Genomic DNA, 19142 nt, shown 5'->3' on the forward strand with positions numbered 1-19142 from the left:
GCGGCAGGCAGTGGTCAAACGCCATTCCACGATCTGATCTTTTGGCATTCTGCCCCGGTGTAAATTTCTGCATCGACAAGATTGCACCCGCTTTTACACGAGTTGCTCTGTAAATGCATTATAGCTTGTTGGTTAAGTTAGGATTAGCGGCATGGCGGCGGGTTGAAAGCTGCGCGGGCATTCACTAGCTCTGTGCTAGGAATGCGAGGGCAGGATGTTTACAGGGATCATCACCGATATTGGCGATGTCCGCACGGTGGAAATGCGCGGGGACATGCGCGCGCGCATCGCCTGCGGCTATGAGATGGCGGGCGTTGATCTGGGCGCCTCGATCGCCTGCGACGGTGTCTGCCTGACCGTGATCGCCAAGGGCGAGGACTGGTTCGATGTCGATATCTCGGCCGAGACCCTGTCCAAGACGAATATTGGCGCGAATGGCTGGCAGCAGGGCAAGCGCCTGAATCTTGAACGCGCCTTGCGCGTGGGCGACGAATTGGGCGGTCATATCGTCAGCGGCCATGTCGATGGCGTGACCCGGATCGTCGGGATCGCGGATGAGGGCGACAGCCTGCGCGTTACCTTCGAGGCGTCGGCGGAACTGGCGAAATTCATCGCGCCCAAGGGATCGGTCGCGCTGAACGGCACCTCGCTGACGGTGAATGAGGTCTTGGGCAATCGTTTCGGCATCAACCTGATCCCGCATACGCAGGGCGTCACCACCTGGGGCGAGATTGCCGAGGGCGACGCGGTCAATCTGGAGATCGACACCCTGGCCCGCTATGTCGCGCGTCTGGCCGAGGCGCAGGCGGGCAGCGCATAACGCAGGCTGCCCGGCAATGCCGCGCCGACGCCTGCCCTTGCGCAAGCAGATGCCTGCGCAAGATGCCCCGGGCCATGCGGGTGCCGCCGTCCCGACGATAACAACCGCGCCACCCGATCGCCGCGTCAGACGCAAAGGGTCTTGACGCCCTGACCGTTTCCCGCCATGTCGCGCCTCTTGTTTCACCCTGCAGGAACTTCTGCCAGAATGGGCATATGGCGCAGCCGCGTTGTTATGTCTAAAGAAGTTCAGCGCGGCACCGGGCCGCAAGACAGGACGTACAGGCAGTTTGGACGGAAAGGGCCGGGCATGAGCACCGCCGATGATAACGCCAGGGCAAAATCGCAGACCCGTCGCGCCAAAAGCAGCGGCGCGCGGCTTTATGCGGTGCAGGCCCTGTTCCAGATGGAGGCAGGAGGTCAATCCGCCGACCGCGTGATGACCGAATTCCAGAATTGGCGCCTTGAAGCCGAGGATGAAGACGGCCGCTATATCGAGGCGGATGACAAGCTGTTCACCCGCATCATCGACGATGTCGTGACCTGGCAGTCGAAGATCGATCAGGCGACGGATCGCGGTCTGGTCGCGAAATGGCCCATTGATCGCATCGACCCGGTGCTGCGCGCGCTGTTCCGCGCCGCAGGCGCCGAACTCGTCTCGCCCAAGGCACCGCCCAAGGTCGTCATTACCGAATATGTCCGGCTGGCCGAGGCCTTCTTTCCCGATGGCAAAGAGCCGAAATTCGTGAATGCGGTGCTGGATCACATGGCGCGGGACCTGCGCCCGGACGCATTTTAACAAGATTTCGCCGTCTGCTTGGCAAAGGCCCGGGTCATCCCGGGCCTTTTTTCTTTACCTAGGGGTCATCGCCGTGCTTCTATCGCCGACAATATGCAGTTGCATACCGTGGTGAAGGGGCGCGACGGGCTGAGTCGCCGTCCCGGCGGGGCACGAAATTGAGGCTCATTCAAGAACGAACAAGATGCCATCGTGTCGAATGTGCAACATCTGCAAGACCCGTTCACCGATATTTGTCTGCTCAATTTTCCGGCAGTAACGCTTAGATTTCATCTTATGATAACAAGGCAAACAGAACGAACTGTTTCGATATTCTGTTTTTGTTAGCGTTCTCATGCGCTTGACCTGTGCCGAAAAAAGTTCCTGCTTACCTGTTCACGGTTGTATGTCAGCGGTTTTCCGCCGGTCGCATCGGCACTGACAATACCTCACGTTTTCGGGAATTCCTGCGATTTCGTCACCCCCTTTGAACCTTCGGCGGGCCAGTTTAATTGACCCCCAGCAGACATGCTCTGGTGCCCATCACAGTGCCAGGACAACGAAACTCAGCTCGTGAGGAACACTAAGATGAAAAAAGTTACGCTGCTGACCGGCACCGCCGCTCTCGTGGCCGCACTGTCGGCTCCGGCATTCGCGCAAACCGAAATCTCGACCGGCGCCAACGCCGCTGGCCTGAGCGAAATCGACGATCAGATCACTGACATCCAGGACGACGTTCAGGACGACTTCGACCGTTCGAACGACCCCGAGCGTTTCGGTCCCGCTGACCGCCGTCAGGGCCTGTTCGGCTCCATGTCGCTGACCTATGCAGGCAGCGATGGCAACGACGAAAGCCAGGACTTCGCTCTGGGTGGCCGCGTGTCGTACAACCAGGGTCCCTGGGCGCAAACCGTTGGTATGCTGCTGGAATTCGGTGAAGACGAAAACGGCGACAAAGACAAAGAAGACGTCTCGGTCATCTATGATGCCCAGTACTACTTCAACGATCGCTTCTATGCCTTCGCTCTGGGCCGCTTCGAAATCGACGGTCTGGCTGACGGCGAAGCCAACAGCGACTCCAGCACCCAGCAGGACCTGGTCGAAGAACTGGGCGACTTCCGTCGCGACGGCTTCATCGGCGTTGGCCCGGGTTACCGCGTCATCAACACCGAACAGACCGCATGGCGCGTTCAGGGTGGTATCGGCTACCGCTACACCCAGACCGGTGCTCAGCACGCCGGCTACGACCTGGTCGAGAACGCCGCTGGCGGCTATGACCGCGTTGCCGTCGACGATTCGTCGGATAACGGCATCGGCTACATCGTGTCGTCGCGCTTCTACCACCGCTTCAACGACATGGTCTTCCTGACCAACGACACCGACTTCCTGTCTTCGGATGACTCGGATGACGTGATCACCAACCAGCTGGGCGTCAACTTCAAGATGAGCGACCAACTGGCGACCCGCGTGAGCTACACCACCGAGTACCAGGAAAACCGTCCGATCCGCACCGACAATACTCTGGGTGTTTCGATCGTGTACGGCTTCTGATCCATCCCTCGGATCAGTCTCTCTGGAAGGGCGGCCATCTGGCCGCCCTTTTTCGTTTCAGTTGCGCGGATATGAAAAAACCGCCGCTGCCGGGGCAGGGCGGTTTTCAGGTGGCGGGAACCGCAGCGACCGCGGCAGCGCGAGATTTCCCGAAAGCCTGGAGTACCAGGTGGGCGCCGGGTAACGAGACCAGGGTCACGCCAGAGCCAGCTCCCTCGGAAAAGTTATAGGCCAGTGGAAAAATGGCCGCACGCGAGAAGAGCAGAAGCCCGCCGGATCCGCAGATATGCAGCGCGGCGCGCGCTTTCAAGAGTGAAGTTTCGCGGGGCAGGGCGCTTGCGGAATGTTTCCTTTTCGTTCTAATATGTCCAGATGGATCAGCCTATGGAATACCTGCCCGCCATGCCCGGCCAGCGCCTTGCGCGCGGCGTGGCGCGGCTGTTGCGCAGCATGGATCATGCGGTGCTGACGGAATTCGTGCCGGTGCGGGGGCTGCGGGTCGATCTGATCAGCCTGTCGCCCAAGGGCGATTTCTGGATCGTCGAATGCAAAAGCTGCCGCAATGATTTCGCCAGCGACAGGAAATGGCAGGGCTATCTGGATTGGTGCGACCGCTATTTCTGGGCCGTGGATGGCGATTTTCCGTCCGAATTGCTGCCCGCTGAAACCGGGCTGATCACAGCCGATGCCTATGGGGCCGAAATTCAGCGCATGCCGCCCGAAACCCGGCTGGCGGGGGCGCGCCGGACCAGGGTATTGCGCGATTTCGCGCGGGCAGGGGCCCTGCGGCTGCAGGGCCTGACCGATCCCGAATCGCTTACTTCTTCGGCTTTTTAGCGCCGCCCTTTTTCGCCATGGACCGGGCGGCCTCGACCGCCGCCATCAGCTCTTCGGCGATTTCGGCCGCCTCTTCCGGGTCGAAATCCAGCGGCAGATCGATTCCATCGCCCTCGACATAGATCCGCACCATGCCCTGATCCGTCGGGCCGACCTGCAAATTCGCGGCGATGTTGCTCTGGCTGTTAATGCTCACGGCGGTTTCCTCAATTTGGCTGTCGCTTTCTGTAACGCGAGGACGATTTCGCGGCAAGACGGGCTTGCAACTGACCCCGACCAGCGTTACAGAACGCATCCGTGCCGCCTTAGCTCAGTTGGTTAGAGCGCTAGATTGTGGATCTAGAGGTCCCCCGTTCAAGCCGGGGAGGCGGTACCACTTTCCAAACAAAAATTAAGATGAAATCCGGGTGCTTGTCATATCGCCTCTGGAACAATGATCTCTGCCATGTGTTGTTGAGGTGACAAATCACATGACATCCTGAGGGGACATTATCATGGCTGATGCAAAGCAAACCGTAGAAGGCGTCTCGCAAGACGTGAAGCAGGCCGCCAATGAGGCGAAAGAGGATATCCGTCGTGGCGCCCGCGAGGTTGCCGACGACGTGCGCGACACCGCGGACCGTCTGCAGGACAATGGCGGCGTGGATCGCCTGAAAGAGCGTGGCGCCGATTTCGCCAATGCCGCCGCTGAAACCGGCCGCGAATATGCCGAGCGCGCCCGTCAGGCGGGCGAAGACTATGCCAACCGCGCCCGCGCCGAGGCAGAGCATCTGTACGAACGCGGTCAGCAGGCGGCCAAGGAAGTCTCTCACTACGCCGAAGAGCGTTACGACGAGGTCTCCGAAATGGTGCGCCGTCATCCCGCCCAGGCGCTTGGCATTGCCGCAGGCGTGGGCTTTCTGGTCGGCCTGATCCTGGCGCGTCGCTGAGGCCGCGATGTTTGACTATGCGCAGAAGCTGCAGCTTGCGCTGACCGACAAGGCCCGCCGCGCCGGCATGAAGGCGGCGGCGGGCACCGTCGCGGCCATCGGCGTCGCGTTTCTGCTGGCGGCGCTGTGGATCTGGCTGGCCTATGAGATGGATCTGGGCGCCATGATCGCCTCGGTCGTGCTTGGCGTCTTCTTCCTTGTCGTGGCACTGATCGTGCTGCTGATGGGCGGCAGCACGCGCCATGACATGCCCACGACCGACGAGTTGCGCCAGGAGGTCGAAACGCAGCTGATGATGGTGGCTGATGCGGCGTCGAACCGCGCACGGATGGAGGCCGGTCGCGTCGTCGATATGGCCGGGCGCAAGGTCTCATCCGTGGTAGGCAGCGCGACGGATCGCGTCAGCCAGGTCGCCGACAAGGCTTACGGCGTCGCGCAATCGGTGGGCTTCACGCCCGAGAATGTCGACCGGACGATCGACAAGGCCGGTGACGTCAAGGACAAGGTGGTCGAGGCCAGCAACACCAATGCAGGCAGCATGGCAAAATTGCTGGGTGCCTTTGCCATCGGCGTAACGCTGGCCAGCCGGTTTCGGAAATCGCGTGATGATGATGACGATTATTATCACGACGAGGACGATTATTACGACGACGACCGCTACTACCGGTGATGCGAAGGTCGCCTGACAGAAAGGGCTGCGGAAGATCCCTTCCGCAGCCCTTTTCGATGCGATGGCGGCCTGATCAGGCGTTGGCTTCGCGGATCTTGTCGGCAGCTTCCTTGTTATAGGCGATGTCCTTCTGGTCCAGAAGCTGGTCCAGCTCGCCCGACAGGGTCATTTCGGTGATGATGTCGCAGCCACCGATGAACTCGCCCTTGACATAAAGCTGCGGGATCGTCGGCCATTCCGAGAAATCCTTGATGCCCTGGCGGATGGCATCATCGGCCAGCACGTTCACGTCGCGATAATCCACGCCCATATAGTTCAGCACCCCGGCCACGCGGCTGGAAAACCCGCATTGCGGCATTTCCTTGGTGCCTTTCATGAACAGCACGACATCGCTGTTATCGACCATTTCCTGAATTTGCGCGTTCACTTCGCTCATAGCGTCAGTCCTTGTCAGTGGCGACCCGTCCGTTCCGGGCCGTGTCCGAATTTCGTGGGCGACCTTAATCGGGTGCCTTCGTCGTCAGCGCCAGGGCGTGCAATTCGCCCGCATTGCCATCCATTCTGCCCTGCAGGGCGGCATAGACGGCGCGCTGCTGCTGGACCCGGTTCTGACCGCGGAAGCTTTCGTCGATCACCTCGGCGGAATAGTGGTTCCCGTCGCCCGCCAGATCGGTGATCGTGATCTGCGCGTCCGGGAATGCCGCGCGAATGAGGGCTTCGATTTCATGGGCTTCCATTGCCATGGTTTTGTCCTTCTTGCCGTTATAGCGAGATGTAGGGGATCGCGCGGTGCCTCGCAAGGCCGGGCGGGGAAAGGACCGGGAAAGACGGGAAATTAAGCGCTGTCAGGCGTCCATCTCGCGGCGCAGCAGATAGCAATCCATGATCCAGCCATGCCGCGCCCGCGCCTGTTCGCGCAGGGCCACGATCTGCGGCCCCGCAATGTCCAGCGGACCCGAGGCCAGCAACTGTTCCGGCATCCCCAGAAAGCCGCCCCACCAGATCCGCAGCCCGGCCGGATCGAGGCGCTGGAAACTGCATGCACCATCCAGCATCACCGCCACGGTCTGCGCGCCGTCGGGCCAGCCGTGCTCGCGCAGCCTGCGCCCGGTGGTGACGGTCACCGCGCCGTTCAGCGTGTTAAAGGGGATCGCATGGGCCGCTGTCAGCGCCTGCAGGGCGGTGATACCGGGGATCACTCGCAGGTCGGGTTGCGGCTGCAGCCGTGCCGCGATCCGCAGCGTAGAATCGTAAAGCCCCGGATCGCCCCAGACCAGCAGCGCCACCGGCCCGCTTGGCTGCGCGCGCTCGATCGCTCCGGCCCAGATGGCGGCGATCTGATCGTGCCACAGGCGCACGCGCTGCAGATAGGGCAGGCGCTCGTCTCGCTGCGGCATGTCGAATTCGATCACCTGCGCGCGGCTGTCGCAATCGCGCAGGATGGCGTGGCGCAGTTCCGCCAGATCGGCCTTGTCCGGCCCCTTGCGCGGCAGCAGGATCAGCGCGGCCTCGCGCAGCGCCTGAACGGCTTCCAGCGTCACATGTCGGGGATTGCCGGTGCCGATCCCGATCAGCCAAAGCCGGATCACAGGATCGCGCCGGGGCAGGGGAACCGGCCACGGGATCGCGACCGGTTCGGATCGGGGCAGATCACGCCTGATACAGCCGACGGTTCAGCAACGAACCCTGACCGCCCGCGCGCAGGCTTTTGGCGATGGCCAGCGCCGCCAGATCGGCAATCGGCTCGACCAGCACGACGACCACATAGGCGGCGGCAAAGCTGGCAATGGAGGCGAGATTGTCCGCGCCCATGCCCTGACCGTACAGCGCCCAGAAGGCGACCCAGGCGACAACACCGCCCTGATAGACCAGCGACATCTTCAGCACGTCCAGATATGTCAGATCGACATAGGCCGTCGCCGCCGGGATCACCCGCTTGGCCAGCGCATCGATGGCAAATAGCGGCCAGAGGAGGGTCGAGACATTGACGAAATACATGGGCATATCGGTCGGCGCAAAGAACATGCCCTGAATCAGCAGCCCAAGTGCCAGCCCGATGGCCGAGGGCGCGGCCCCCAGGATCAGGAACAGCGTCGTGCCCAGAATGAAATGCACCTCGGAAATGCCGACGGCGAAATGGGGCAGCACCTCAAAGGAAACAAAGACGCCGATCACGGCAATCGCCGTGCGCAGCAGGAATGAGGCCGGGCTATGTGTGCGCAGGTCGTCGGCCGCCAGCTTGACGGTATAGGCCGCGGCGGCGGCGGCGGTGCCATAGGCAAGGCCCATCTTGGGGCCGGCCACGATTCCGGGTTCGATATGCATATTCAGGTCCTTCCATAAGCCACCCCACCGGCGGCGGTTTGGGCCGCATGTCGCGGCGTCTGGTTGCTGACGGCAGGTCTCCTGACTTGCGGGTCGCGGCGTGTTCGGGCCTTCCCAGCCGATCTTCTGGCCAGTGGCGTTCCGACACGCTCTCCGCTTACAGTTGCGGGGGCAGTGCGGGATTTTCACCCGCTTCCCTATTCACCGCGATATCGCGCGGCACCGTCGAAATCGTTATCGGACAGCCACGTCCGGCATGCAAGCGCGATGTCCCTTTCTTCAGTGCTCCGCCGCGATCAGGTGAAAGAACGTGCCCGTCACCTGCCCGCGCCGCGACCCGGTTTCGGCCACCGCCGTGCCATCGGCATCGCTGACATGGGCCAGCGGCTGGTCGGGCTGATCGAGGATGGTGGAATAATGGAACTCATGCCCGCGCAGGCGGTCGCCCGTGCCATGACCGGGCAGGGGCGCCTGCAGCAAGGCCCGGCGATAACCCAGATGCAGCCTGCGCTTTTCATAAGAGGTCGCCAGCCCCAGCAGCCCCGCCATCTGATGAGCCTGCCCGTTCTTGTCCGTCAGCGACTGGCCCAGCACCATATATCCGCCGCATTCGCCATGGACCGGCCCGGTCTTGGCAAAGCGGCGCAGCCCCTGCATGAAATGCGAGGCTGCGGACAGGGCGCCCGCGTGAAGCTCGGGATAGCCGCCCGGCAGCCAGACCAGATCGGCCGAGGGGTCCGGCTCCTCATCCGCAAGCGGCGAAAAGGGCAGGATCTGCGCGCCCGCATCGCGCCAGCCCTTCAGGATATGCGGATAGGTAAAGGAAAAGGCCGCATCCTGCGCCAGCGCGATCCGCTGGGCCGGGGGCGGGGGCAGCGCGCCCGCAGCCTGCAGGGGGTTCCCGGTTGCCGCGTCGCGGATCGCGGCCAGATCGACATGTTCGCGCAGGAATGCCGCATATCCGGCGATGGCGGCGTCCAGATCGGGATGCTCGACCGCCTGGATCAGGCCCAGATGACGCTCTGGCAGGGTCAGATCGCCACGGCGCGGCAATGCGCCCAGAACCCGCAGCCCGGCCCGCGTCATCCCCTCTTGCGTCAGGCGCAGATGGCGGGGGCTGGCCACGCGGTTCAGGATCACCCCGGCAATCGGCAGATCGGGGTCATAGCGCGCAAAGCCAAGCGCCGTGGCCGCCGCCGATTGCGCCTGACCGCTGACATCCAGCACCAGAATGACCGGCCAGCCCATCGCCCGCGCCGTTTCCGCGCTGGCGCCAAATCCGATCCGGCCCCGCGTCGCCACCCCGTCAAACAGCCCCATCGAGCCCTCGGCCACGCAGATATCGGCGCCGCGCGCCATCGCGGCGATGCTGCCGAACAGCCCCTGATCCATCGCCCAGCTGTCAAGGTTGTAAGAGGCCCGCCCGCAGGCCGCCTGATGAAAGGCGGGGTCGATATAATCCGGCCCGGATTTGAAGGGCTGCACGGCCAGCCCGTCCTCGGCCAAGGCGCGCAGCAGGCCCAGCATCACCGTGGTCTTGCCCGTGCCAGAGGACGGGGCCGAGATCATCAGCCCCGGCGGGTTGCCATCGCGCTCAGTCATCGGCGGGGCTCCACCCGGCCCATTCGCTTTCGGCCGATTGCGGGCGATAGCGGCGGTCGTAATCGGCGGAATAGAGGCAGCTTTCGGCAAAGCCATCGGCTGCCAGCGCGTCGCCCACAAGGATCAGGGCCGTACGCGCGATCCCGTCCGGCATCTGCGACGGGATCCCGGCCAGCGTGGCGCGGATGATGCGCTGATCGGGCCAGCTTGCCCGCCAGACCACCGCGACGGGGCAATCGGGGCCGTAATGGGGCAACAACTGGGCCACGACCTGCGCAAGCTGCTGCACCGACAGATGCAGCGCCAGCGTGGCGCCGGTCGCGCCGAAGGCGGCAAGCGTCTCGCGCGGAGGCATGGCCGAGGCACGGCCCCCCATGCGCGTCAGCACCACCGATTGCGCCACGCCGGGCAGGGTCAGTTCGGCCCCAAGCGCGGCGGCGGCAGCAGCGAAAGAGGGCACACCCGGCGTCACCGTATAGGGAATGCCCTCGGCGCGCAGGCGGCGCAATTGTTCGCCCATCGCAGACCAGACCGACAGATCGCCCGAATGCAGACGCGCCACATCCTGACCTGCGCGATGGGCTTGCAGGCATTCCTGCATGATCGCCTGCAGATCCAGCGGCGCGGTATTCACGATCCGCGCGCCCGGCGGGCAATGCTGCAGGATGGCGTCGGGCACCAGCGACCCGGCATAAAGGCAGACCGGGCATGATGCGATCAGATCGCGGCCACGCAGGGTCAGCAGATCGGGCGCACCGGGACCTGCGCCGATGAAGTGAACGGTCATAGGGCGGTTCCCAGGGCCAGCGCACAGGTGGCCATGCCATCATGCGAGATCACCCGCGCCGCCAGCAGCCTTGCGCCCGGACCGGCGGCGGCCAGGGCCGCAGCCTCGGCCAGGCTGCCAATGCCGCGTGCCGCCAGGGCGGCGATGGATTGCGTCATCGTGGTCTGGGCGGTCAATGTGGCCTGATCGATCCCCTGCGCGGCGATCCGCAGATGCGTCGACAGCATCTGAAAGACCTCGGCCTCGGCCTTGTCATCGGCGGTGGCGATACGCTGAAAGGCGCGGCCTTCCGGATTGGCACATGCCAGCGCGTCCAGCAGGCTCTGGATCGTCGCGCCGCTTCTGAAACCGAACCCTGCTGCAATCATAGCACCACCCGCCATTGCGTGACCGGATAAGCCGCTGTCCAGCCTCGTTTTCGGCCAAGCGGCGTTATTCGGGATAGCGCGATTCGCATCAGATCGCCACCGATACGTGCCGACCATTCGGTCAGCAGAGCCTCGGATTCCAGCGTCACCGCATGGGCGACCAGCCGCGTGCCCGCGGGCAGCCGCGCCGAGAGATCGGTCAGAAGCGCGTCGGACAGGCCGCCGCCGATAAAGACCGCCTGCGGCAGGGGCAGGCCGTCCAGCGCCCCGGGCGCCGCGCCGTCGATCACCTGAAGCCGGTCGGCCCCCAAACGGTCCGCATTGGTCCTGATCCGGGCGGCACGATCCGCGCGCGGTTCGATGCTGATGGCCTGACAGGCGGGATGGGTCAGGCACCATTCGATCCCCACCGATCCCGATCCGCCGCCGATATCCCACAGCAATTCGCCCGCCCGGGGCGCCAGCGCCGACAGCGCCAGCGCGCGTATCGGGCGCTTGGTGATCTGGCCGTCACTGTCGAAAAAACCGTCGCCGATGCCGCTGCTGCGGGGCAGGGCCAGACCCTTGCCCGCCACGGCGATCGCCACGGCGACGGGATGGGAAAATTCCGTTGGGGGCAGGGCCTGCGCCAGCGCCTCGGTGATCCGTTCGCGGGAACCGCCAAGCGCCTCCAGCACCCAAAGCCGGCTGTCGCCAAAGCCAAGCTCGTGCAAAAAGCGGGCCAGTTCCGCCACCGCCGCACCGTCGCGCAGCAGGACGATGATCCGCTGTCCCTCGGCCAGATGCGGGCGCAGCCGCGTCAGCGGCGCGGCATGCAGCGCAAGGCATTCCACGCTGTCAAGCGGCCAGCCCAGCCGGTTGGCAGCCAGTGAGAAGGTCGAGATGCCCGGCAAGGACCGCCACTCCCCGGCTGCAAACTCGCGTGCAATCACGCGGCCAGCGCCGTGGCAAAAGGGATCGCCCGAGGCCAGAACCACCACCCGCTGCCCCCGCAATCCGTGAAGGATCGGCAGACCATCCGCGAAAGGCACCGGCCAGTCGATCCGCCGGGCAGGAACCTCGCCCAGCAGCGCCAGATGCCGCGCCGGGCCCATCACGACCTGCGCCTGCCGCAGCGCGTCACGGCTTGCGCCGGACAGCCCCTCTGGTCCATCTTCGCCCAATCCGATGATCGTCAGCCAAGGTGTTTCAGCCATGCGCCCCAACCTTCTGATTCTGGGCGGCACATCCGAGGCCAGCGCCCTGGCGCAATTGCTTGCGACGCAGGGCATCGCGGGCACCCTGTCGCTGGCCGGTCGGGTCAGCCGCCCGCGCGCGCAACCGCTGCCGATGCGACTGGGCGGTTTCGGCGGCGCTGCGGGGCTGGCCGACTGGCTGCGTCAGCATGGCATCACGCATGTGATCGACGCGACCCATCCCTTTGCCGCGCAGATCAGCCGCAATGCTGTCAGTGCCTGCGCCAAGGCCGATGTGCCCCTGCTGGCGCTGACGCGTCCCGCATGGCAGCCGGTCGCGGGCGATGATTGGCGGCACGTGGCCGATCTGGATCAGGCCGCCGCTGCGCTGGACCGGCCCGCGATGCGGGTCATGCTTGCCATTGGCCGGATGCATCTGGACCGTTTCGCCGCCCATCCGCAGCACAGCTATCTGTTGCGACTTGTCGATGCGCCCGACGGCCCGTTGCCCTTGCCGGAAAGCACGGTCATCCTGGATCGCGGCCCCTTTACCATGCAGGCGGATCTGGCGCTGTTGCAGCGCCACGATATCCAGCTTGTCGTCGCCAAGAATGCGGGCGGAGACGGCGCCTATGCCAAGATCGCCGCCGCGCGGGCGCTTGGCCTGCCGGTGCTGATGATCGACCGGCCCGCCCTGCCTGCGCGGCCAGAGACACATGATCCGGCCGAGGTGTTGCGCTTCATCGCTCATACAGGCGCCGATCTGGGGGTATAGACGAAGGGCGTTCCCGGACGTTCGATCAGCCGCGTCGCGGAAGATCCGATCAGCACCACGGTGCGCATATCGGCCATCTCGGGTCGGGCATCCCGCAGCGGCACGACGCGCAGATTTTCGTCCGGGGTCGAGACGGCGCGGGCAAAGATCAGCAGCCGCCCCGCCTCGCAGGTCTGCTGCAAGAGGCTCAGGCAGCGCGCAAAGCCCTGCGGACGCGATTTCGAGCGCGGGTTATACAGCGCGATGGCGAAATCCGCCTGCACGGCCAGTCGCAGGCGATGTTCGATCAGATCCCAGGGCTTGAGGTTGTCGGACAGGTTGATGGCGCAGAAATCATGGCCCAGCGGCGCGCCGATCCGGGCCGCCGCCGCCAGCATCGCGGTAATCCCCGGCAGCACCCGGACATCCAGCATCCGCCAGTCGGGCGGCCCCGCCTCGATCGCCTCGAACACGGCTGCGGCCATGGCAAAGACCCCCGGATCGCCGGAACTGGCGACAACCACGCGATGCCCCGCCTGCGCCAGCTCCAATGCATGCCGCGCGCGGTGAAGCTCTTCCCGGTTATCGGTTTCGTGCCGCGCAAGGCCGGGCCGGTCCGGCACGCGCCGCACATAGGGCGCATAGCCGATCAGATCGGTCGCATCGCTCAGGGCCTGGCTGACCTGTGGCGTCATCAGCGCGTCATCGCCCGGGCCCAGTCCGGCAATCGCGATCCAGCCCGTCATGGCCTGCGCCCGTTGCCATGGACGATGACGATCGAGAAATAGGGCACCGCCCCGTCCCCCGCCTGCGCCAGCGGCACCACGCGTTGCTGATCCATGCTGGCGCATTCGATCAGCCATGCCCGGTCCAGCTTGCCCGATTGGGTGATCGCCTGCCGCACCTTGGCCAGATTGCGGCCCACCTTCATCACCACCAGCGCATCCGCCTGCTCCATATGCCGCGTCAGATCCGCTACCGGCATGGTGCCCAGCAGCACGCTCATCACATCATCGCCCCAGGTGATCGGGATGCCCGTCGCCGTCCAGGCTGCCGACATGCCGGTGATCGCCGGCACGACCGAGATCGGCGTCACATCCTTCAGCCGCGTATAGATATGCATGAACGAGCCGTAGAAGAACGGATCGCCCTCGCACAGGACCACGACGTCCTGACCCTGCCGGCTGAGGCCCGCAAGCTGCTGCGTGATCCGCGTATAGAAGCCCGAGAGGCAGTCGTTATAGGCCGGATCGTCCAGCCGGATTTCGGTCGTCACCGGATATTCCATCGCGATTTCCACCACATCGGGACGCAGCATCCCCTCGACGATGCGGCGCGCGCGGCCGGGGCGTCCGGCCTTGCGGAAATAGGCGATGTGACGGGCCGCGCGTACCAGCCGGTCGGCCCTCACGCTCATCAATTCGGGGTCTCCGGGCCCAAGGCCCACACCGATGATTTCACCCGCGCTCATTCCGCGCGGCTCGCGATGGCGTTGATGGCGGCGACGGTGATGGCGCTGCCGCCCAGACGACCCTCGACGATCAGGCAGGGGACGGGCTGCACCTGCCACAGCGCGGCCTTGGATTCGGCGGCACCGACAAAGCCGACCGGACAGCCGATGATCGCGGCGGGGCGGGGGCAGGCGGGGTCCTCCAGCATCTCCAGCAGGTGAAACAGTGCCGTCGGCGCATTGCCGATGGCGACCAGCGCCCCGGCCAGATGCGGGCGCCACAGTTCCAGCGCCGCGGCGGATCGGGTGGTGCCCAGCCGCGCGGCCAGATCCGGGACGTCAGGATGGCGCAGGTTGCAGACTACCGGGTTCATCGCGGGCAGACGCGTGCGGGTCACGCCCTCGCTGACCATATGCGCATCGCAAAGGATCGGCGCGCCGGATGTCAGCGCCCGCCGCGCCGCCGCGACCATGCCGGGGGAAAAGCGCAGATGCGCCTCAAGCCCGACCATCCCGGCCGCATGGATCATCCGCACGGCGACCTGTTCCTCATCCGGGGCGAAACGGGCAAGCTGGGCCTCGGCCCGGATGGTGGCGAAGCTTTCGGCATAGATCGCCGCGCCATCGGTTTCATAGGAATATGGCATGGTTACCTGTTCATAAGATCGGGCACCGCATCCGGCGCGATTGAGCGTGTTTCGGGTGTATCGCGGACGGTGCCGTGGCGCAGCAGGTCGAAGCGACCATCCCGCCCGATCAGCGTCAGATCGGCGGCGCTTTGGCGCGCGCAGCCCTTGGCGCAGCCTGAGACATGCAGCGAGGATCCCGGCGGTATGATCCCGGCCAGCCTGCGGGCAAGGGGTCGCGTCTGGACCGTGGCCTGCGGGCAGGAAGGCGCACCGGGACAGGCATCGACGCGCAGCAGCGGATCACCGGGATCCGCGATCAGGCCGGATGCCTGCGCGCGTTCGGGCAGGTGGCGCAGGCCCGGCAGAAAGATCATGCGCCACGGGGTGATCCGCAAGTAAGGCGCGCCAAGTCTGGCCAGATACCGCAGATCGTCGGGTGTGAGTTGCCCGAAAGGCGCGGCAAGGCAAAAGCCGTCTGGTCGCGCGCCGGGCAAGGGGGCAGGGGCCGCCGGGTTCGGCAGCAGATCGCCGCGCAGATCGGGCGGAGGCAGATGGCCCGCCGCGATATGCCGCGCCATGCGCCCGCGACCCTGCGCATCGACGCCACCGCGGGTCAGGAACCAGCGCATCATGCGCAGGGCCTGCTCCACCGCCTCTGCGGGGCTGGCGACACGGCATCCACGATTGCAGCCATCGGCGCGCAGGATCAGCGTATCATCCGCGGATTCGATGCGCAGGTCGCCACTGATCCCGTCCATATGCCGCAAGGGGCCGGGATCCAGAACAAGGCCGAATTTCGCCGGAAGCGCCGCGAATTCCGCAGCCTGCAGCGCCTTTGACAGCGCCTGCGCGATCTGGCGCTGCCTGCGGTCGTCATCCGGCGGGGCAAAGGGCGACAGGATGATCCCCGGTCCCTCGGCATGGCTGTCCGGTGGCACCAGACCCGATGCGGCAAGCTCCGCGATCAGGGCGGCGTGATCGGCCTCGGCCACGCCCCGGATCTGAAGATTGGCGCGATTGGTCAGGTCGAGCGTGCCATTGCCGTGACGCTCTGCCAGATCGGCCAGCGCAAGGGTTTGGGCCGGGGTCAACTCGCCCATGGGCGGGCGCAGGCGCAGGACCAGCCCATCGCCGGATGCCATCGGGCGATAGGCGCCCGGGCACCATCCTTTCACAAGCGGGACGCTCATGGTGCAGGCTCCAGCGCGGCGACGATGGCATTGCGCCGGGTGCGCCACAGCCCGGCCTCATGCAGTTTGCGAAAGCGTTCGCGCATGGCGGCAAGCGCCTGTGGATTGGCGTCTGACAGGAAGGCGACCACGTGGTCGCGGCCCAGAGTCTCGTCCCAGAACTGGTCGAACAGGTGATCGGGCACCACATCGGCCAGATGCGCGAATAAAGCCATGTTTTCCAGCGTTGCGGCGATTTCGGCCGCGCCGCGAAAACCGTGGCGCATCATGCCCGCGATCCAGCCGGGATGGGCGGCGCGGAACTGCACGACGCGGGCGATTTCCTCGGTCAGGGGGCGGGTGCGCGGGCGGTCGGGATCGGTATTGTCCAGATGATACAGCGCCGCCTTGCCTCCGGTGATCTGCTGGGCTGCGGCAAAGCCCGCCTCGTGGCTGGCATAATCCTCGGCCAGCAGCAGATCGGTTTCCGGCAGATCCTGCGGATGGACAAAGGCATCCGCCCCGGCCACGCGCTGGCGCAATCCCTGTTCGTCGCGCACTGCCCGCGATCCATCCAGCGCCCAGGCAGAGGCCGCCAGCCATGCCTTGCCCGCCGCCTGCCGCGCATCGGCGGAATAGCTGTCCGGACCGGCCCCCATGCCCAGTCCGAAACTGCCCGGTTGCGGGCCATAGACGCGCGGTGTTTCAACACCGACAAAGGGGTTCCAATCCGGTGCCTCATCCCGGGCGGACAAGGCGCGTATCGCCTGCTGAAACAGCGCCGACAGCGTCGGGAAGACATCCCGAAACAGGCCCGAGACGCGCAAGGTCACGTCGATCCGGGGGCGATCAAGCTCTGCAATCGGGGTGATCTCGATCCCCGACACGCGCTCGGACCCGTCATCCCAGACCGGCTTCACGCCCAAGAGCGCCAGCGCCATGGCAAATTCCTCGCCCGCCGTGCGCATCGTCGCCGAGCCCCAGAGGTCCAGCATCACGCCACGCGGCCAGTCGCCCTCATCCTGCAGATGGCGCTGGATGAAATCATCGGCCAGTCGGGCGCCCTGCCGCCAGGCCGCCCTCGTCGGCACGCTGCGGGGATCGGTGGTAAAAAGATTGCGGCCCGTGGGCAGAACATCACCCCGTCCGCGATAGGGAGAGCCCGACGGGCCGGGCGCGATCCAGCGACCCGCCAGCGCATCCAGAAGCGATTGCCGTTCGGCCTCTGCGCAATGCGGATCGAAGCTGCTGCCCGGATCCGCGCGGCCCCAGACATGCAGCCCGTCGCCGAACTGGCTGTCCTTCACGTCGCAGACAAAGCGGTCGATGCGCGCAATCGCCTGGGCGGGGCAAGAGGCGCCGTCAATGGCCAGATCACGTTCGACGCCGATGGCGCGGGCCTCATCGCGGATATCGCCCATCAGCCGGTCGCGGCGCTTGGGGTCCAGCCCGTCGGCATTGGAAAACTCGTCCAGCAACGCCTCCAGCCGGGCCAGACGTTCGGGCGTGCCGGATCTGCGCAGCGGCGGCGGGACATGGCCCAGCGTGACGGCCCCGATGCGGCGCTTGGCCTGTGCGGCCTCGCCGGGATCGTTGACGATGAAGGGATAGATGACGGGCAGATCACCCACCAGCGCCTCGGGCCAGCAATCCTGCGACAGGGCGACGGATTTGCCGGGCAACCATTCCAGCGTGCCATGCGCCCCGATATGGACCAGCGCATCGGCCTGTTCGCGCAGCCACAGGTAAAAGGCGACATAGGCGTGGCGCGGCACCCGCGTCAGATCGTGATATTCGGCAGCCCGGTCCGGCGCGATGCCGCGTTCGGGCTGCAGTGCGATCAGCGCATTGCCGCGATGGGTGACCGCAAAGCGAAAGCCTGCGGGCGTGACATCAGGATCCTGTTCCGGCGCGCCCCAGGCGGCCTGCAGATCGCTTTGCAATTTCTGCGGCAATCGCGCCAGCGCGCGGCGATAGTGGTCCAGCGGCCAGTGGATCTCCTGCCGGGACAGGCTGCGTGGCAGGTCGTCGCCCGGATCGACCCGATAGCCCGCATCCCGCAGATCGCCCAGCATCGCCTCGGCCGAGGCGATGGCATCCAGACCGACCGCATGGGCGATGTTCCACACTCGCCCCGGATAGGTCGACAGGATCAGCGCGACGCGTTTCTGCGGGGCAGGGGTGGTGGCCAGCCTGTGCCATGCGGCCACGCGATCGGCGATGGCATCGATGCGATCCGGCACGGGGCGATGTACCTGTCGCGCGAATTCCAGCGCGGCATCGGGCGTCCCGGTTTCCTTGAACGAGGCAACGCCCGCGAAAATGCGGCCATCAACCTCGGGCAGGACCACATGCATGGCCAGATCGGCGGGCGACAATCCGCGTTCCGACCCGGCCCAGGCCTTTTGCGCGCAGGTGGCCAGCGCGATCTGAAAGACGGGCACGCCGGCCGCATCCAGCGGCGATCCGTCCCGATCACCGCGGGCCGAAAAGGCGGTCGCGTTCAGGATCGCGGCGGGGCGCAATTCCGCAAGGTTGCGCCGGATCCAGCGTGCCGCCTCGGGCGCCTTCAGCGATGGCACGAAAAGGCCCAACGCCGCGAAACCGCGCGAACGCAGCGCCTCAAAGAGCGCCGTCATCGGCGCCAGATCCGCCGAGACAAGATGCGAGCGATAAAAGATCAGCACCGCAAGGGGGCGGTCCTGCGTTACCGACTGCAGGGCCGTCTGCGGGCCCGCCTCTGGCGTCCAGAAGCCGGTATCGGGCAATGGCCGGGCCGCCTCGCCGCCCGCCACAGGCAGCCCGGCGGCCTGACCAAGCCGCAGCAGCGCCAGTCGCGCCGCATCGCCGCCGCCCTGATCGCAGAGCCGCGCCAGATCGCGCAGCACGGGTTCCGGCAGGGTCGAGACCTGATCCAGCCGCGGATCCGGGCGGCCATCGGCGGGCAGAACCGCCAGCGCGATCCCGCGCTTTTGCGCCAATTGCCGGATCTGCGCGATGCCATAGGGCCAATAGGCAATCCCGCCGATCAGCCGGATCAGAATGGCACGCGCCGCGCCCAGCGTCTGGTCCAGATAGGTATCGACCGACAACGGATGTTTCAGCCGCGCGATATTGGCCAGCCGCAGTGTCGGCAGGCCCGGGCCGCGATGCCAGGCTTCGGCGAAAGCCGCCAGATCGCTGTCGGAGAAGGACAGCACCACCATATCGGCCGGGCTGTGGCCCAGATCGACAGGGGTGTCGGCCTCATCCAGACCGTGGCTTTCGCGAAAGATGACGTGCATCGCGCTGGCGTTTCC

At 65.5% G+C, this 19142-nt stretch carries 21 protein-coding genes, 1 tRNA gene and 1 riboswitch; of the genes, 8 read left to right on the forward strand and 14 right to left on the reverse strand.

Annotation, left to right across the window (positions count from 1 at the left end; genetic code table 11):
- Positions 1–214 precede the first annotated feature (214 nt).
- The 4 genes from JHX87_RS03415 (at position 215) to JHX87_RS03430 (ending at position 3985) form a co-directional block, all read left to right on the forward strand.
- Complete coding sequence (locus tag JHX87_RS03415) at positions 215–820, forward strand: riboflavin synthase (RefSeq protein ID WP_271882352.1); 606 nt, start codon at positions 215–217, stop codon at positions 818–820.
- A 309-nt stretch (positions 821–1129) separates the two neighbouring features.
- Entirely contained in the window at positions 1130–1618 is a 489-nt protein-coding gene (nusB, locus tag JHX87_RS03420) for a transcription antitermination factor NusB (protein WP_271882354.1), read from the forward strand.
- Positions 1619–2185: 567 nt separating this feature from the next.
- Positions 2186–3148 (forward strand): DUF481 domain-containing protein, encoded by a 963-nt coding sequence (locus tag JHX87_RS03425; protein WP_271882355.1) that lies wholly within the window; start codon positions 2186–2188, stop codon positions 3146–3148.
- Between the two features lie 372 nt (positions 3149–3520).
- On the forward strand, positions 3521–3985 hold the full coding sequence (locus JHX87_RS03430; protein WP_272833826.1) for an MmcB family DNA repair protein: 465 nt from the start codon (positions 3521–3523) through the stop codon (positions 3983–3985).
- Here the strand turns inward: JHX87_RS03430 and JHX87_RS03435 are convergent.
- Positions 3966–4181: a DUF6324 family protein gene (locus JHX87_RS03435; RefSeq protein WP_271882359.1), complete on the reverse strand. Its 216-nt coding sequence runs from the start codon at positions 4179–4181 to the stop codon at positions 3966–3968. The two genes, JHX87_RS03430 and JHX87_RS03435, sit on opposite strands and share 20 nt — an antisense overlap.
- 103 nt (positions 4182–4284) lie before the next feature.
- On the opposite strand from JHX87_RS03435, the gene JHX87_RS03440 reads away from it, so the two are divergent.
- From JHX87_RS03440 to JHX87_RS03450, 3 genes are all read left to right on the forward strand, one after another.
- Positions 4285–4361: transfer RNA gene (locus JHX87_RS03440), tRNA-His, on the forward strand.
- A 118-nt stretch (positions 4362–4479) separates the two neighbouring features.
- Positions 4480–4914: an ElaB/YgaM/YqjD family protein gene (locus JHX87_RS03445; RefSeq protein ID WP_271882361.1), complete on the forward strand. Its 435-nt coding sequence runs from the start codon at positions 4480–4482 to the stop codon at positions 4912–4914.
- A gap of 7 nt (positions 4915–4921) precedes the next feature.
- Positions 4922–5584, forward strand: a complete 663-nt coding sequence (locus tag JHX87_RS03450; RefSeq protein ID WP_271882363.1) for a phage holin family protein — start codon at positions 4922–4924, stop codon at positions 5582–5584.
- A gap of 73 nt (positions 5585–5657) precedes the next feature.
- Here JHX87_RS03450 and grxD read toward each other — a convergent pair whose 3' ends face one another.
- From grxD to cbiE, 8 genes are all read right to left on the reverse strand, one after another.
- Positions 5658–6020, reverse strand: a complete 363-nt coding sequence (gene grxD, locus JHX87_RS03455; protein ID WP_271882365.1) for a Grx4 family monothiol glutaredoxin — start codon at positions 6018–6020, stop codon at positions 5658–5660.
- A 64-nt stretch (positions 6021–6084) separates the two neighbouring features.
- Positions 6085–6327, reverse strand: a complete 243-nt coding sequence (locus JHX87_RS03460) for a BolA family transcriptional regulator (protein ID WP_271882367.1) — start codon at positions 6325–6327, stop codon at positions 6085–6087.
- A 102-nt stretch (positions 6328–6429) separates the two neighbouring features.
- A complete protein-coding gene (gene cobF, locus JHX87_RS03465) occupies positions 6430–7173 on the reverse strand; it encodes a precorrin-6A synthase (deacetylating) (RefSeq protein WP_271882369.1) in 744 nt (247 codons plus the stop codon).
- Positions 7174–7234: 61 nt separating this feature from the next.
- On the reverse strand, positions 7235–7909 hold the full coding sequence (locus tag JHX87_RS03470) for an energy-coupling factor ABC transporter permease (protein WP_271882371.1): 675 nt from the start codon (positions 7907–7909) through the stop codon (positions 7235–7237).
- A gap of 54 nt (positions 7910–7963) precedes the next feature.
- Positions 7964–8151: riboswitch (cobalamin riboswitch) on the reverse strand.
- 37 nt (positions 8152–8188) lie between these two features.
- Positions 8189–9511, reverse strand: coding sequence for a cobyrinic acid a,c-diamide synthase CobB (locus tag JHX87_RS03475; RefSeq protein ID WP_271882373.1), 1323 nt, complete (start codon positions 9509–9511; stop codon positions 8189–8191).
- A complete protein-coding gene (cobM, locus tag JHX87_RS03480) occupies positions 9504–10298 on the reverse strand; it encodes a precorrin-4 C(11)-methyltransferase (protein ID WP_271882375.1) in 795 nt (264 codons plus the stop codon). Before cobM ends, JHX87_RS03475 begins: the two co-directional genes overlap by 8 nt.
- Positions 10295–10666, reverse strand: a complete 372-nt coding sequence (locus JHX87_RS03485) for a cobalamin biosynthesis protein (protein WP_271882377.1) — start codon at positions 10664–10666, stop codon at positions 10295–10297. Before JHX87_RS03485 ends, cobM begins: the two co-directional genes overlap by 4 nt.
- Positions 10663–11862: a precorrin-6y C5,15-methyltransferase (decarboxylating) subunit CbiE gene (cbiE, locus tag JHX87_RS03490; protein WP_271882379.1), complete on the reverse strand. Its 1200-nt coding sequence runs from the start codon at positions 11860–11862 to the stop codon at positions 10663–10665. The genes JHX87_RS03485 and cbiE overlap by 4 nt, the downstream gene beginning before the upstream one ends.
- Here cbiE and JHX87_RS03495 point away from each other — a divergent pair.
- The gene (locus tag JHX87_RS03495) at positions 11861–12616 is read left to right on the forward strand and encodes a cobalt-precorrin-6A reductase (protein WP_271882381.1); all 756 of its coding nucleotides are present in this window, start codon (positions 11861–11863) and stop codon (positions 12614–12616) included. The genes cbiE and JHX87_RS03495 overlap by 2 nt on opposite strands.
- Here the strand turns inward: JHX87_RS03495 and cobJ are convergent.
- The 5 genes from cobJ to cobN are packed head-to-tail and all read right to left on the reverse strand — an operon-like array spanning position 12589 to position 19127.
- On the reverse strand, positions 12589–13341 hold the full coding sequence (cobJ, locus tag JHX87_RS03500) for a precorrin-3B C(17)-methyltransferase (RefSeq protein WP_271882383.1): 753 nt from the start codon (positions 13339–13341) through the stop codon (positions 12589–12591). The genes JHX87_RS03495 and cobJ overlap by 28 nt on opposite strands.
- Complete coding sequence (locus tag JHX87_RS03505; protein ID WP_271882385.1) at positions 13338–14066, reverse strand: precorrin-2 C(20)-methyltransferase; 729 nt, start codon at positions 14064–14066, stop codon at positions 13338–13340. The genes cobJ and JHX87_RS03505 overlap by 4 nt, the downstream gene beginning before the upstream one ends.
- Positions 14063–14692 carry a precorrin-8X methylmutase gene (locus JHX87_RS03510; protein WP_271882387.1) on the reverse strand — a complete coding sequence of 210 codons (630 nt, stop codon included), beginning with the start codon at positions 14690–14692 and terminating at the stop codon, positions 14063–14065. The genes JHX87_RS03505 and JHX87_RS03510 overlap by 4 nt, the downstream gene beginning before the upstream one ends.
- Positions 14693–14694: 2 nt before the next feature.
- The gene (gene cobG / locus JHX87_RS03515) at positions 14695–15864 is read right to left on the reverse strand and encodes a precorrin-3B synthase (RefSeq protein WP_271882389.1); all 1170 of its coding nucleotides are present in this window, start codon (positions 15862–15864) and stop codon (positions 14695–14697) included.
- The gene (gene cobN / locus JHX87_RS03520) at positions 15861–19127 is read right to left on the reverse strand and encodes a cobaltochelatase subunit CobN (RefSeq protein ID WP_271882391.1); all 3267 of its coding nucleotides are present in this window, start codon (positions 19125–19127) and stop codon (positions 15861–15863) included. The genes cobG and cobN overlap by 4 nt, the downstream gene beginning before the upstream one ends.
- Between the last annotated feature and the right edge of the window lie 15 nt (positions 19128–19142).

It is taken from the genome of Paracoccus fistulariae, assembly GCF_028553785.1.
In the GTDB taxonomy this organism is placed as follows: domain Bacteria; phylum Pseudomonadota; class Alphaproteobacteria; order Rhodobacterales; family Rhodobacteraceae; genus Paracoccus; species Paracoccus fistulariae.